The sequence below is a fragment of the Leuconostoc pseudomesenteroides KCTC 3652 genome (assembly GCF_014634745.1).
Taxonomy (GTDB): domain Bacteria; phylum Bacillota; class Bacilli; order Lactobacillales; family Lactobacillaceae; genus Leuconostoc; species Leuconostoc pseudomesenteroides.
Genome location: NZ_BMBP01000006.1, coordinates 18,734 through 33,454, shown reverse-complemented (window position 1 = coordinate 33,454; position 14,721 = coordinate 18,734). Strand labels below are relative to the sequence as shown.

13 protein-coding genes are annotated in these 14,721 nt (G+C 38.2%); 5 read left to right on the top strand and 8 right to left on the bottom strand.

Annotated features, from left to right (window positions below):
• Nucleotides 1-9: 9 nt before the first annotated feature.
• The 6 genes from IEU65_RS06895 to IEU65_RS06870 all read right to left on the bottom strand — a co-directional run bounded on the left by IEU65_RS06895 (nt 10) and on the right by IEU65_RS06870 (nt 5,616).
• Nucleotides 10-996 carry an ABC transporter permease gene (locus IEU65_RS06895; protein ID WP_010279984.1) on the bottom strand — a complete coding sequence of 329 codons (987 nt, stop codon included), beginning with the start codon at nt 994-996 and terminating at the stop codon, nt 10-12.
• Nucleotides 989-2,482 carry a sugar ABC transporter ATP-binding protein gene (locus IEU65_RS06890; RefSeq protein ID WP_010279988.1) on the bottom strand — a complete coding sequence of 498 codons (1,494 nt, stop codon included), beginning with the start codon at nt 2,480-2,482 and terminating at the stop codon, nt 989-991. The genes IEU65_RS06895 and IEU65_RS06890 overlap by 8 nt, the downstream gene beginning before the upstream one ends.
• Nucleotides 2,483-2,503: 21 nt before the next feature.
• On the bottom strand, nt 2,504-2,902 hold the full coding sequence (rbsD, locus tag IEU65_RS06885; RefSeq protein ID WP_010279991.1) for a D-ribose pyranase: 399 nt from the start codon (nt 2,900-2,902) through the stop codon (nt 2,504-2,506).
• 162 nt (nt 2,903-3,064) lie between these two features.
• Nucleotides 3,065-4,066: a ribose utilization transcriptional repressor RbsR gene (gene rbsR / locus IEU65_RS06880; protein ID WP_010279993.1), complete on the bottom strand. Its 1,002-nt coding sequence runs from the start codon at nt 4,064-4,066 to the stop codon at nt 3,065-3,067.
• A gap of 158 nt (nt 4,067-4,224) precedes the next feature.
• The gene (locus tag IEU65_RS06875) at nt 4,225-4,605 is read right to left on the bottom strand and encodes a fucose-binding lectin II (protein ID WP_010279997.1); all 381 of its coding nucleotides are present in this window, start codon (nt 4,603-4,605) and stop codon (nt 4,225-4,227) included.
• Nucleotides 4,606-5,058: 453 nt separating this feature from the next.
• Nucleotides 5,059-5,616 carry a hypothetical protein gene (locus IEU65_RS06870; RefSeq protein ID WP_010280000.1) on the bottom strand — a complete coding sequence of 186 codons (558 nt, stop codon included), beginning with the start codon at nt 5,614-5,616 and terminating at the stop codon, nt 5,059-5,061.
• A 313-nt stretch (nt 5,617-5,929) separates the two neighbouring features.
• On the opposite strand from IEU65_RS06870, the gene IEU65_RS06865 reads away from it, so the two are divergent.
• From IEU65_RS06865 to IEU65_RS06855, 3 genes are all read left to right on the top strand, one after another.
• Complete coding sequence (locus IEU65_RS06865) at nt 5,930-7,858, top strand: Cna B-type domain-containing protein (protein ID WP_010280002.1); 1,929 nt, start codon at nt 5,930-5,932, stop codon at nt 7,856-7,858.
• A 114-nt stretch (nt 7,859-7,972) separates the two neighbouring features.
• A complete protein-coding gene (locus tag IEU65_RS06860; protein WP_010280004.1) occupies nt 7,973-9,367 on the top strand; it encodes a hypothetical protein in 1,395 nt (464 codons plus the stop codon).
• Nucleotides 9,364-10,983, top strand: a complete 1,620-nt coding sequence (locus tag IEU65_RS06855; protein WP_010280006.1) for a lectin-like domain-containing protein — start codon at nt 9,364-9,366, stop codon at nt 10,981-10,983. The genes IEU65_RS06860 and IEU65_RS06855 overlap by 4 nt, the downstream gene beginning before the upstream one ends.
• Nucleotides 10,984-11,073: 90 nt before the next feature.
• Here IEU65_RS06855 and IEU65_RS06850 read toward each other — a convergent pair whose 3' ends face one another.
• Nucleotides 11,074-12,102 (bottom strand): WxLIP family cell surface protein, encoded by a 1,029-nt coding sequence (locus tag IEU65_RS06850; RefSeq protein WP_010280007.1) that lies wholly within the window; start codon nt 12,100-12,102, stop codon nt 11,074-11,076.
• Nucleotides 12,103-12,250: 148 nt separating this feature from the next.
• Nucleotides 12,251-12,460, bottom strand: coding sequence for a P8 family protein (locus IEU65_RS06845; RefSeq protein WP_010280009.1), 210 nt, complete (start codon nt 12,458-12,460; stop codon nt 12,251-12,253).
• Between the two features lie 150 nt (nt 12,461-12,610).
• Between IEU65_RS06845 and IEU65_RS06840 the strand changes: the two genes are divergently transcribed.
• The gene (locus IEU65_RS06840) at nt 12,611-13,504 is read left to right on the top strand and encodes an ABC transporter ATP-binding protein (RefSeq protein WP_010280011.1); all 894 of its coding nucleotides are present in this window, start codon (nt 12,611-12,613) and stop codon (nt 13,502-13,504) included.
• Entirely contained in the window at nt 13,497-14,717 is a 1,221-nt protein-coding gene (locus IEU65_RS06835; RefSeq protein WP_010280013.1) for an ABC transporter permease, read from the top strand. The genes IEU65_RS06840 and IEU65_RS06835 overlap by 8 nt, the downstream gene beginning before the upstream one ends.
• The last annotated feature ends 4 nt before the right edge of the window (nt 14,718-14,721 follow it).

The following is a 14,721-nucleotide window of genomic DNA, read 5'->3' as shown; positions in this document are numbered from 1 at the left end:
ACCCCTCACTTAAGCTTTCTTTCGACGGTCTAACAAAACAGCAATAATAATCACAATTCCTTTGACAATTTGCTGATAGAAGCTAGAAATACCAATCAAATTCATACCGTTATTTAGTGTTCCAATAATCAATGCACCAATTAATGTTCCGAAAATACGACCACGACCACCGGCAAGTGAAGTGCCACCCAATACGACCGCAGCAATAGCGTCCATTTCAAAACCTGTTCCTGCATCCGGCTGTGCCGAACTTAAACGTGAAATTAAAATCATACCAGCAGCTGAACTCATAATGCCGGAAATAACGTAAATCCATGTTTTTGTTATATTGACTTTAATACCTGATACAAATGCAGCTTTTTCATTACCACCTAATGCATAGGTCTTACGTCCAAATGTCATTTTGTGTAACAGAATGTACAGAATAAAGAATGAAATCAACATGATAATGACAGGCACCGGAATGCCGAAAAAGTAACCGCGCCCAATAAATTGGAAAATAAAACTATTGTTCATGGCTTTGCTTGTAATCGGATTACCGTTAGTGAACACATAGGTTGCACCTCGAAAAATTGTCATTGTCGCCAACGAAGCGATGAATGGTGCAGCTCCGCCTTTTGTAATAATCAGCCCATTCAGACCACCTAACAGACCACCAAATACAATACCGATTAACATAGCAATCAATGTTGGCACACCACTTGTAATCATCATTGCTGAAAGTGCTGATGTCAGTGCCAAAATAGCACCAACCGACAAATCAATACCACCTGTTAATATGACAAAGGTCATACCAAAGGCAATCAAACCATTTATTGATACTTGTCGCAAAAGATTGAGCAAGTTGTTGGGATCAAGAAAACTTGGATTCATCACCGTCGTAATTAAAGCTAGTACTATCAGTGCAAGAACTGGTCCTAATCCTGACAATTGCTGCAATATTTTTCTGTCTTTCACTTCTTTCACCACTTTCTGTTCATTTCTAGTACTAGTCATTCGCTTTTCCTCCAGTTGCAAGTGTCATAATGTCTGATTCTGTTACATGTGAACTATTATCAACAATAGCCATCATATTCCCTTCATACATCACAGCAATGCGATCGCTCATTGCCAGAACCTCTGGCAGGTCACTAGAAACCATAATAATAGCGACCCCACGATTAGTTAATTCATTGATAAGATCATATATTTCTCGTTTAGCTCCAACATCAACACCTCTAGTTGGTTCATCCAGGATCAATATCTTACTGCCAGCACCAATCCATTTTGCCAAAACTACTTTTTGTTGATTACCACCTGATAAACTACCAGCATCAATGTTTGTACCATCTGTTTTTATAGTTAAACGTTTTACTAGCAAATTCACAAAGTCATCTTTCACTTTTTCATCTATGAAATGTTTTTTGACTAAATCTTTTAAGCTAGCCATTATAATATTTTCAGAAACTGAGAAATCTAAAATCAAACCTTCATCTTTACGATTTTCAGTTACAAATCCAATGCCTTGGTTAATGGCATCTGAAGGTGACATAATTTTGACTTTGTTACCATTGATGGCAACATCACCACCATTTCGATGATCAACTCCAAAAATGGCACGCATAATTTCAGTTCGACCCGATCCCATTAATCCTGAAAATCCTAATATTTCACCCTCTTTAACCGTGAAATTAATATCATGAAACTTATCATTACTTTCCAAGTGAGTAACTTCTAAAACCGTTTTGCCTGTCTCAGCGTGTCGTTCAGGATAAAAATCACCAATATCTCTACCCACCATATTAGTTACTATTTTTTCAACGTTTGTTTCAGAAATAAATGATTCATCAACCGTGTGGCCATCACGCATAATTGTAATTTTGTCAGCAATTTCCATATTTTCTTCAATACGGTGACTAATATAAATAAAACTGACACCTTGCGCCTTTAGATGATTAACCGTTTTAAACAACGATGTGATTTCAGAATTAGTTAAAGCCGCTGTTGGTTCATCCATAATAATCACTTTGGCTTCAGACATCATTGCCTTAGAGATTTCAATCATTTGCTGTGCACCAATGCTTAGATCACCAATCATTGCGTTTAAATTATAATTAATATTTAACGTTTGGAATATTTTTAACGCTTCTGCACGCATTGTTTTTTCATCAATCATGCCCCACTTATTTTTTACTTCTTTGTTCAGAAACATATTTTCTAAAACGGTCATCTCACCGAAATTATTCATTTCTTGATGAATAAAACTAATACCATGTTCTTCTGCGTCTTTGGGTCCATTGAAATGTACTTCTTTGTCGTCAACCAAAATTTGTCCTGAGTCAGCATTCAGTAACCCAGTCAAAATATTCATTAGTGTTGACTTACCGGCACCATTTTCACCCATTAATGCATGCACTTCAGCATTATCCAAATGAAAGTTTACGTCCCGTAAAACATGATTATTACCAAATGATTTAGAAATACCGAGCATATCAATTTTCATGTTTTTCACTTTTCCTTTTCATTAAAATACGACACCACTTTCAAGAATGATATTAGCATACGGTGTCATTTCACCAGTTCTAACAAATGCTTTGCTACGTTTTAAGTTTTGCTTTAATTGTTCATGGGAAATAAATTCTATGATGACCCGATCAGAAAATCTATTCTTCACTTCTGTTAAGATTTCAGGATTGGCTGCTTTAATTTCTTCCGCTAAATAAATTTTTTGAACCTCCAATTCTATTAGAACTGTATCCAGTACGTCTATAAAGTGTGGCAACCCATTTTTGACACTCAAATCAATTTTTGAAGTTTCCTTAGGTACTGGAGTACCAGCATCCCCGACTGCTAACCAATCTTGATGTCCCATATCAGCAATGACAGCTGATAGATCCGAATTCAATACGCCGATTTTTTTCATTTCTTCTCCTTCTTTAGTAAAACGTATTACTTTTAGTTCAAAAAAATAAGCTGAACAAATAATGTAAGCGCTTTCTTTATTTATAATTTACCGCTTAGTTATCTCAATGTCAAGGGAAAAGCACAATTAAATGATTAGAAATATAAATTTTGTCAAAATTGTTTATGCAGTTCCGCCATAGATGCTAGTGGATTCACGTTTTATCAACGTTAAATTGAATTTCTGAATTTGCGCGGGCAAGTTTGGATAATTAATTCTATTCATTAAAAGTTTGATCGCTGAAATCCCAATGTCCGTAACCGGTTGACTGACCGTAGTTAAAGCTGGCGTTACAAATTGTGCATAATCGTCGTCATCATAACCTGCCAGAGAAATGTCTCTGGGAATATTCAAACCACTATCAATAAGGCCCCTTATTAGACCCAATGACATCGCATCATTCAATACAAAAACAGCACTAACTTTACTGGCAATAACTTTTTTTGTCACAGCATAACCACTATGCTTTGACAAATCTGCCGTATTGATGATGATGGGCTGAATATTTTTTGGGGCTAACACTTCTACAAACCCTTGCTGGCGCTGCAACATATTATGTGTCATTTTTTGAGGCGAAACGATAGCCAATTTCGTATGTCCTAAACCTATGAAATGATTAGCAACTAGTCCCCCACCTCGAAACTCATCTACAATGATACGGTCATGCGCTTGCTGATTACTATTTTGATCTAACACCAGGTAAGGAATATGCTGTTTAGCTAACAGTTGATAAATTTTCATGCTTTCTGGAATTGATCTGCCAATAATCAGCCCACCGACACCTCTTGCAACTAATGAACGAATGGCACTTTCAATTTTATTATCTGCTGCAGCAAAAAATACCAAACGTACGCCGTACGCTTCATGTTTCTCCATACTTTCAATTAAGTTGGCAAAAAATGGAAGGCGAAAAGATGGCACGATTACACCAATCAAAATGGAATGAAAACCTTTTAAAGTTTTGGCCGCAATACTAGCAATATAGCCAAGCTCATCACGTGCTTTGAAAACTCTGTCTCTGGTTTGGTCGGAAAAGCGTCCACCTTTACCATTCAAAATTTGAGATACAGTTGTCGTTGAAACACCTGACGACTTGGCTACATCTTTAATTGATACCCTTTTCATTTAGTTCTATTCCTTTCATTATTTAGCTTTTTCAAATTAATATAACGCAAAATAATAAAACTCGCCACTTTTCTGTTTGTATATCATAAACGTTAATCATAAAACTGATATAGCGCACTGCAACAAAAAAAGGCAACAAACCGTTGCCCATCAAATATTTATCCTTTATGTTGCCAACCAACAATTGACACATAGAGATCATTATAGTCTGCGTCAGTCGAGTCTTCAGCGACATAGACATATTCTCGCATGATTAGACCACCATCTGCTTTTTTTATGTCCAAATGCTCAGATAGCACATCAAGATTAGTAGCTGTCTCACAGCGAATGATAATTCTTGCTTTTCCACTTAATGAAGTAAATGTTCCACTAATTACTGGTAAAGGATCAGTCCCTGTTCGGCTACCGTGAAACAATTGTGCACCATTTTCATCCTCAATTGTCACGTCCATCGGCGCACTAGTTTGCGTCGTCATGTTGACTAAGAAGAAAACGCCTTTTGGAAATGAAAGTGCTTCATTTTTAACTTCTTTTAACATTGTTTGTTCCCCTTTTCTATTCTTGATTCTATTAGCGTCAATCCGCCAATAGCTGCTATCTATCTGTAAATAATATCATCGCTTATTTACAACCTCATTTTAATCAAAAATTGTGCCCATTCTGAGGCGAAAGCAAGATCTTATCATGAACAAATTAATGACTGTGCTCCTTGGTGACATCTAATATCATATAGTCATGTTCAAAAAAAAAACGACAAAATTGTCATTTTTTCTACCGAGTCTGAACAAAGTATTATGTGGCAAGCGTATCCCCATTATGTCGTTTCATTACTGGCACCAGTTAAGACTTTACTGGCGCTCCTTACCCCAGTAAAAATACAATCGCCATTTTAGAACGCCGTGTATGCCTAGCTTTTTTAGCTGTGACAACGTCAAGCCGCCACACTAAAATTACTTAAACGCTTGCCAACAAACAACACTTTGAAACTAAACTCATTCTACACTATTTGTCAACGTCCATGTCAGTTCAGATAACAAGCTTTGGTCCAAAGCATTACTAAGATCACCAGTACCTGACAAATCTAACGCAAAACTTTTTGAATCATGGTTAAAAGCTTTAGTACTTACACCACGTGCCGGAGCCGCTGCGCTGTCTACAAAGGTTACTGGACTTGATAACGGCATTGAATTATACATGATTGGCAAAGCTTCTGCTGTAGCCATCGTGTTCGAATAACTGTTATTCCAGTCACCCGTTTGTTGAACTTGAATACTATAAGTACCACTTGGATTAGCCGATGTTTGTTCCAACGTTACCTTACCCGTGGTTCCGTTGGAAGCGTCAGGCGTAAAATCAGAAATGTTTGATAAGTCCTGATTTTGGAACGTCACATTATCTGCTGATGCGAGCACTAACGAACCATCTTGATCTGAAAACGATACCGTTCCATTTGAGTTAGCTATGTTATCAGCACTCACTGTGCCAACTAATGGCGCGCCAGCTAATAATAATGCTAAGCCAGCGGTGATTGTCTTTGTGTAGACTGTCATAATATATACCTCTTCCTTTTATGTATGTTGTGGTCACGTGGTAATATTTATCACTTCTCCACAAGACTATTATCTCTAAAAGTTGTGAAGTTTCGTCGAATAACTGATAACTTAACAGTGAACGAAACAGCAAGATTATGACTTTTTTTTGAACCTATTACTACCTTTTACATATCGTCTCAAGCGCCTTAACCATAACGATTATCGTCTTTTTTTTATTTTTTTGATTTTGAATTAAATTTTTGAGAATGAGATGAGGTCGTCCCCTGTTAGAATTTCTGATGAACAAATGAATAACAGAAGGAGAGAAAGCATGTTCAAAAAATTTACCACGCTGTTTAGTTTAGTGGTCATGATGAGCACTTTCGCTGCAACCCCAATAGCTGCAGCCACACAGAGTGCGACAACTGAAACACCAGTTGCCCGATCAAGCACCACAAACAATAACAGAACTGATGTTGCCAAACAACAAGAAACAACAAAGGCAACAACGCTTCCAGTCAACGCTGAGAAGTCATCAAGCTTACCAACCACACAAAATCAAAAAGCTAACAACCAATTAGCCAATACACAAGCACAATCTCGTGCGCCTGCCTTGAAAGAAACAGACTGGGGTGACCAGTTCGTAACACACGCCGAATTACAAGATGAGAACGGCAACCCCAAAACAAATTTTGGGATTTATGACAATATGCAAGCTCATTGGGACTATAACATTCCCGCAGGAACTGCTATTAAGTCCGGAGATACAATGTCGGTCAATGTGCCTTCAGTATTGACATTGCAATCTGATGTCACATTTGACATTAAGGACGCTGCCGGCAATGTCATTGGGCATGCTGTGGCTGATCACACAACGGGTAAAGTAACGATTACATTCACTGATTATGCAGCGGAATCAGCCAAAAATGGTATAAGTGGTTCTTTCAACATTTGGGTTCACTGGAATCATAGCCAAGTAGAAGAAGATACAGATGTACCGATTGATTGGGGAACAAATGGTCAAACCATTCATGTTGACCCTGATGGTAATCCAACACCAGATCCAAATGAAGTCTTGTATAAATGGGGAACAGTTGATTCTAATGATCCAACACTTATTCATTGGACAGTGAGACTGAATTTAACACAAGAAAAGATTAAAAATGGTGTTTATACAGACTTCATTGGCGACAATCAACAAGTTGTCAACGGTACAGTGGCTGCAATTCACGGTTCTTACAACGCTACTTTTACAGATTTCACAAAAAGTAGTGATGTGCCGGCTGACGCAATCTCTTACGATTCAGACACGCAATTCCATATCAATATTGGTGATTTTAGTGATACCGTTCTAATTAATTATGACTCTCGTGCGACCGATGGCGGTCAATCTTCCAAGTATGAAAATGCTGGTCAGCTTACTGGTGACAATATAGAAACGCATACCGTAGATATCTATACACCAGATAATGGTGGTGGCGGTGGTGGCGAAACCACTGAAACTGTATCAGGAACGAAAACTTGGCAAGATGATAACAACGCTGAAGGATTACGTCCTGACGCAATCATCGTTGATCTTTACCAAAATGGTGTAAAAATTGATAGTAAATCCGTTTCTGAAGAGACAAACTGGCAATATTCATTCACTAATTTGCCAAAATATGATGCTAATGGTGATGCCTATACTTATACTGTCAAAGAAGAAGCAGTTGATCACTATGTTTCAACACAGAACGGTAATAATTTTACCAACACGCTATCTGATATCACCACAGTTTCTGGAACGAAAACTTGGGACGACAGCAACAATCAAGCTGGTCTGCGTCCTGAAAGTATCAAAGTTAACTTGCTAATAGGTGATAAGATTATCCAAACAAAAACGGTTAGCGCGGCAGACAACTGGGCATACAAGTTCACTAATTTGCCAAAGTACGACGAAACCGGCAAAAAAATTGTTTATCACATCACTGAAGACAAGGTATCAGGCTATAAAACGGAAGTATCAGGTTATAATCTAATCAATCATTTGACGCCAACACCTGAACCAATCGATCCAGTGACACCTGTTAACCCAACACCGATAGACCCAAGTTCACCAGTCACTCCAAATTCGTCCGCAACTAGCACTTTAGAAACTGCTACTGAAAAGCAGAACTTGCCAAATACTAGCGCAGAAGCTAAAACGACAGTACCTCTAGTATGCTTAGCATTGGTAATGACTACTATTACTCTGATATGGTATCAAAAGTATCGCAACTAACAACAAAGCTCATCAAAATAGTTGATGGGTTTTTTGTTGCATGATACACCAATCGGAATATAATGAATGTAATACCAACTCTAGGGTTGATATACTTACAAACGGAAAGATACTATGTCCTCAATCTTAAATGAATTTATTAACAAAAACGATGCTTTAAAGCTCAAATTATTATCCACACTACTGGAAAATAAACAAACCACTTTTGAGCTTCGCGACTTAACAAATCAGTTCAAGGTATCTGATTATTTGATCCGAGAATCACTTGATTCACTGAATAATGATATTAGTGTTTTATTTGGTTTTAACTGGATTGAATTAAAGCGCGGGATTATTTATCAAACTATGACATTGACGCGCTACCATTTGTATCAACTATCACGCTATTTTTTTGAATTATCCCCAATCAAATTATTATTAGAGCAACGCTTAATTTCTGGTAAAATGCCCAACTATAACTATATGGAATCCGAATATGGTTGGAACACCTCTTACTTTTTTATTCAAAAAAATACCCTATCGACTCTAATTGACCTTGACTCACCAGAAGCAGTCATTTCAGCGGCGTTTGTCATCTTCAATCATTACGACACAACGCCTGCTTTTGATCACTACATCAAAACAGCTAGTCAAGAGGTAAATCAATTTTTAATCTCTCAAGGCTATATCAATGCGCATGGTGCAGACAAAAAGCGCCTACTCATTAGTATTTTTTTGAATGAACTGACCCATAATCAAAAAATTTGCTCACCAATCATTCAACAAGAAGATCAACATATTCACGTTGATGACAAAATCCCAAACGCCATTAGTCAGCACTTAGCTATTCCTGAAGACAACTTTGTGCTTTGTCACTTACTAAGTGCTCTCAACATTTTTGATTTGTTAGAAGTTTCTGCCCCAATCGCTTTTACTGACTATGCTCAACCCATTTTGGAACGATTGTCAACGATTATAATGCCCAAATTACAGGAGCACATTCTGTCATGTACACCACAAGATGCTGAAAAAATTAGCCAAGCTGCCGCACGTTATTGCTTAAAGTTTACAACTAACAATCAATGGGCGCTTATATCACAAGAAAACATATCAACTCAATATTTTCAAGATATTTATCCTTCAATTTACTATTCAGTTGAGACAATGTTTCCTGCCATTAATTCACCTGAAGAGATTATACCTGCGACCTATTTAAACGCGTTTATTTTAAATATCATCAGCATTATTTTTTATTACATCGACATCACTAAAATTGACAACATTACGATTATCGTCAATTTTGCGGGTTCACCTTTTACGAATCATATGATTGAAGCGATGCTTAAAGATCATATCAGTCATGCCAGTATCAAATTTATAACAGAGTGGTCCTATGAAGAGGGCGACATTTATTTGTCTGACACACCATCTGATAGAATTGCTACACCACAGGTTATTTGGAAAAAACCCCCAACTATCAGTGACTGGCAGGCACTTGCAGAACTTATTATAAGGTTAAAGAAAAAATGACGAACAAGCAAAATAAAATCAATCGCCTTTATTATCTCTTAGCTTTCAGCTCGACCTTATTAACCGTCAACCAGCTCATTCCCGCGACAATTGCCCATGCAAATGTGCTAATCACACAAAATCACTGGACACAGCAACAGCTGACCTCACATTTTACAACCAATGGCTCTGCTGTCATTAAGGGCAACATTTTCACATTAACTGAAGATCAGTCAGCCCTGTCAGGGGCCGCATATCAAAATACGCCCATCGATTTATCACAAGATTTTTCAATGGCGCTTCAAGTTAATTTAGGTTCAAAAAATCAACAACGCGGTGGTGGCGACGGCTTAGCCTTTGCATTAGTACCATTTGATCATATCGATCAAGTCAATCATACAAACGGCGGCGCTTTTGGGTTGGGACGCATTGCCAATGTCTTTGGTTTCAAGCTAGACACTTTCTATAACGCTTCCGATGATGCTGGTTCCTTTACTAAAGACCCTGAAGAATTTGGCAAAACGCAAGGAAACGGTATCCCTTTTGGTGCTTTCTTTGGTTCAGATGAGACTGGCGTTATCCAGACATTTTCAAAAGATGCCAAAGAAATAGCGCAGCATGATACGAATGACTTTGAGCCACTTGAAATTAAGTACCAAGCTAGTACGCATACCATTCTGATTAACTATCAATCTAAAACTTGGTCATATAGAATCACTGACCAAAAGATCTTAGCGCAACCTATCTCTTTGGTCTTTTCGGCTTCAACTGGTGCGAATCATAACCTGCAACAAATTATTATTGATCATAACGATTACCACCCTTTTACTAGCTCATTAACTGTCAATTATCTTGACCAGTCGGGCAATCTGATTGCGCCTTCACAAAAAATTTCTGGCGCACTCAATGACACATACCAAACAAAGCCACTATCATTGCCCGGCTTTAAACTCGTGTCACAACCAAATAATACCAGCGGTATTTTTACTTATCATGATAACCAAAGCATTGATTATTATTATGAGCCCCTAACACAGTACGTTACGATTAACTTCGAATACCAAGGAAAAATCCTACGCAAGGCTATTTTTTCCGGACAAACCGGTGAACAAATTGATTTTTCACCAATAATGACCCTGACACAGTTGAAGGACTACACAATCTCTCAAACGGACTGGCCAGGAAGCTTTGTTTTGCCAAAGGACAATAACACCGCTTGGCATTTCACGATTCACCTCGCCAAAAAGCCTAGTCAAACAGTGATCAATCAGAACATTGCCCCACGCTCTGATAGTGCTGCAAACCCAATCCAAGCACTAGCACAGCTAGACCAAAAGACAAATCCAATCAGTCCACAAGCAACACCTCAGTCGTCATCAACTAGCCAACCAACTATTGAAAATACCACGCCTAAATCTGAAAGAACACCCAGCAGGAAACAATCACCCGCTGTCACAACCCCCAAAAAGAAACATGTGGTCTCCAAAAATCAACCATACGCATTATTTCAGGACACAGTAGGTGATTTTAACGAAATTGCTCAGCCTAATTTTCAACCAAGCCCAGCCAGTGAATCATCTTCATTTAGCCAAGTCGTCACACTATTAGCACACTACACGCTACTAGCCGAACGATAAGGTCATGATTTTATATCAAAAAACCTAAAAAAGCCACACATCTACTCTTTATCTTTCAGAGATGTGGGACTTATTTTTAGGTTTTTTGGTTTAATTCTTGTTAGTTTGATTACGACGACGTTTCCAAATATAGGCACCCAGAGCTAGTATGATAGCGACAATCAAAACAATCCACCACCAATTGAAGCCTTCGTCATGGACAATTGTAATATCCTTGGCATTCAAATCATTTGCTTCTTTAGTTGTAATAGTAAAGTTTTTCTTGAAATGCCAAGTGCTTTTTTCAGATTTAACAGTCATATCCATTGTATAACGACCCGCTTTAAAGGCATGTCCTTTTAAATTGATTGGGTAGTTAAAAATCGAACTTGGTGCAACCTTCATATCGCTCTTCTTAGCTTCGTATAGCACTTTACTGCTGTTGACACGCGTCACTTTTGATGTCACAGATACTTTCTTAAGATATGTTTCGGAAGTATTATGCAATTCGGAAATGATTGCATTGCGTGCATCAATTTGACCAGCAGTTACCTTAGCCAAATTCAATTTTTCAGTTACAGTTGAATCCTGTTTTGTTTGCAGCAACACACCAATTGCGTATGCATAACGATTTCGAATGGTGACACCGGTTTTTTTGTTACTACTGCTTTGAGTTGCTTCGGCTTGTGTCACCGTAATACCACCAGCCACAACACCATCCCAATTTTTATCAGGAATGGTCAATTTTACTTCTAATTTTTTTGAGCTATTGGCAGGGATTTCTATTGACTTAGGTAAAGTCGCAATTTTTGCCATATCAATTGGCGCCGACTGATCAAGTTTGTTCTTTGATGGGGCATATTCTACGACACCATTGACATTTGTGGTAGCAGCACTCACGGCTGTATTCACAGTTTGTGGCTTATTTGTGGTATTAACTACATTCACAACGAGTGTTTGTTGATCCTTTGGTTTAACTAACAAATCAAAATACGAAATGTCGTTTGAACGTTGATTTTCTGGCAGAACGGCGCTAACGCGCAAACCAACACTGTTATCTTCCGCATTAACAGTACTTAATAATGGTGCCATCGTTATTGCAGTCACTGCTAACATTAGTCCTATTTTTTTAAAATTCATCGCCTATTCCTTCTACATTAAAAGTTTATGCTTTTATTATAGCGAGTCATTGTGGCGTATCTTTGCGCGTTTTGTGAATTAATTAAGACCAAAATATAGACAAAAAAAATCAAGCAGCTCCACACCGCTTGAATTTCTTTTGCCTAACTTATTGTAGTACTTTAGCAGCTTCGGTTTTCACTTCGTCAGAAGACATTTTTTCAAATGCTTTCAAGTGCTTCAATGTTGACAAAGTATCTTTGTTACTGGCTTCCATGAAATGATTCCACAGCGCATCACGTAGTGGGGTTTTGTCCTCGCTCCAACTAAATACTTCATTCATTGGAATATCTAAAGTTTCAAATTTTTCATCTGCCATGATTTATGGCCCCCTTTACTTAACTCTGTTATAGTTCTTTTTTTGCAAGAATGCAACCATCTTAACTTGTTCTAGCTTGCTAACTATGTCACAATGGAGTATAAGAGAGGTCCTATACCATAGGATTACATGAACATGGAGGAGTTTAATATGATTCAGTTAACTGACATCAGCAAAAAATTCGGTACACATCTTGCCGTTGCTGATATGAATATGACTTTAACGCCTGGAAAAGTCATGGGTCTCATCGGCCAAAATGGCGCTGGAAAGACGACCACATTTCGTATGATCTTGAACTTTATTCAACCTAGTTCAGGCAGAATTTTGTGGGATAACCACCCAATCACCCAACTAGACAAACAACGTATTGGTTTTTTGCCAGAAGAACGTGGTTTATACCAAAAGCGTACCGTAGAGGAACAAGTTTTGTACTTTGCTGAACTACATGGTATGTCGCGTGCTGACGCCAAATCATCGTTAATTCAATGGATGAAGCGTTTAGATGTTGTTGGCAAACCAACAGATAAGGTTCAGACTTTATCGAAAGGTAACGCACAAAAAGTTCAGATGATTGCATCTTTGATTTTTGAGCCAGACTTCATTATTTTGGATGAACCTTTTTCAGGTCTGGATCCAGTCAACACCAGTCTCATGATGTCGGAAATCATCCGTATGCGTGATAACGGTGCTATGATCATTTTTTCAAGTCACGACATGAGTAATGTCACAAAAATTTCTGATGACCTAACAATGCTTAAAAACGGTAAAACGGTCTTGCAAGGACCCGTCCAAAATATCCGTGAACAATTTGGACGGACGCGCGTGTATGTTGAATCGCCAACAACAGCAACTGAATTGGCTGCAATTGAAGGCGTCGCCACTGTCACGAAACAAGGTACCGGCTTTGATTTGATTTTATCTGATGAAGCTGCTGGACGTCGCGTCTTTGACTTAGTAACGAGAAATGGCTATATTCCAGCATTCAGCCAACAACCACCGACATTAGATGACATTTTCCGTCAGGAGGTCGCTATTCATGATTAAACAACTTAATATTGTCATTAAAGATACGCTAAGAGCTAACTTCAAATCACGTGGTTACTGGATTTTGGTACTATCTCCCTTAATTTTTGTCGCCGTCATTGGTGGTGTCGCCTTTGGTGTAACACAATTGCAGGGCAACACAACGCCCACAGTGGCCGTTATCGGTCAAACCAGCGAACGAGCTACTTTTGTTCAATCAGCAAAGAATTTGGACATGAAGATATCCAAAATCACTAACGAAAAGCAAGCAGACAAAGCCTTAAAATCAGAAAATTTGGATGGTGTCTTAACTTTAAAGTCAGATTCAGCGACACTGACAACCCAACCAAAAAGTGAACAAGTACCAAAAGACGATATTGCCACTATTTTAAATCAACTCTCACAAGCCAAAAAGGCTACGCAGTACGGCTTAACTGCTGCACAGACCGCTGATTTCATGAAGCCGGTTAACTTCAAAACCGTTGTAAAACAAGCAAATCAGTCTGAAAGTGGTGCCAATACTGAGGGTGCGAATTACGCCATCGCAGTTGCAATTGGTGTGATTACGATGTTTGTGGTGATGTGGTATACCTCAATGATTGCCAACGCGATCGCCAACGAAAAATCGTCACGCATCATGGAAATTTTGTTGGCAGCCACTTCTGCTCGCATTCAGTATTTTGGTAAATTAATTGGTGTCTTTCTATTAGCCTTGACGCACATGCTGATTTATCTTATCGCCGGATTTGCTACAGTTATTTTTTTGAAAGACAATGTTTTTGTCAAAATGATTACGTCTAATCTGAATGGTGTGACAACTGGCTTTATGCTCTATGCGTTGGCCTTTATACTCATTGCTGTTGCCTTATATTTGGTATTGACAGCGATGATTGCTTCGTTAATTAATGACAACGCACAAGTTCAACAAGCCGTTCAACCTATTTCATTTTTAGCTATGATTGGCTATATGTTTAGTTATTTCATGACGTTTATGCCTAATAACATCGCTATTCGCGCATTAAGCTACGTCCCATTTGTCTCACAATCCATGATGCCAGTACGGCTAGTCACACATGTTGAAGGTTGGCCCACTGCCTTGATTTCACTTGGTATTTCATTTATTTCCTTAATTCTATTAGCTTGGTTTGGCCAAGGTATTTATGCCAAAAATGTCTTATCATATTCAGACGAACCCATCATGAAACAAATTACCGGAAAGCTTTTGAAAAAATGATTAC

Bases quoted from the DNA above. Each gene is read 5' to 3' on its own strand.
- IEU65_RS06895 (WP_010279984.1), bottom strand. From the start codon at position 996: ATGACTAGTACTAGAAATGAACAGAAAGTGGTGAAAGAAGTGAAAGAC.
- IEU65_RS06890 (WP_010279988.1), bottom strand. From the start codon at position 2,482: ATGAAAATTGATATGCTCGGTATTTCTAAATCATTTGGTAATAATCAT.
- rbsD (WP_010279991.1), bottom strand. From the start codon at position 2,902: ATGAAAAAAATCGGCGTATTGAATTCGGATCTATCAGCTGTCATTGCT.
- rbsR (WP_010279993.1), bottom strand. From the start codon at position 4,066: ATGAAAAGGGTATCAATTAAAGATGTAGCCAAGTCGTCAGGTGTTTCA.
- IEU65_RS06875 (WP_010279997.1), bottom strand. From the start codon at position 4,605: ATGTTAAAAGAAGTTAAAAATGAAGCACTTTCATTTCCAAAAGGCGTT.
- IEU65_RS06870 (WP_010280000.1), bottom strand. From the start codon at position 5,616: ATGACAGTCTACACAAAGACAATCACCGCTGGCTTAGCATTATTATTA.
- IEU65_RS06865 (WP_010280002.1), top strand. From the start codon at position 5,930: ATGTTCAAAAAATTTACCACGCTGTTTAGTTTAGTGGTCATGATGAGC.
- IEU65_RS06860 (WP_010280004.1), top strand. From the start codon at position 7,973: ATGTCCTCAATCTTAAATGAATTTATTAACAAAAACGATGCTTTAAAG.
- IEU65_RS06855 (WP_010280006.1), top strand. From the start codon at position 9,364: ATGACGAACAAGCAAAATAAAATCAATCGCCTTTATTATCTCTTAGCT.
- IEU65_RS06850 (WP_010280007.1), bottom strand. From the start codon at position 12,102: ATGAATTTTAAAAAAATAGGACTAATGTTAGCAGTGACTGCAATAACG.
- IEU65_RS06845 (WP_010280009.1), bottom strand. From the start codon at position 12,460: ATGGCAGATGAAAAATTTGAAACTTTAGATATTCCAATGAATGAAGTA.
- IEU65_RS06840 (WP_010280011.1), top strand. From the start codon at position 12,611: ATGATTCAGTTAACTGACATCAGCAAAAAATTCGGTACACATCTTGCC.
- IEU65_RS06835 (WP_010280013.1), top strand. From the start codon at position 13,497: ATGATTAAACAACTTAATATTGTCATTAAAGATACGCTAAGAGCTAAC.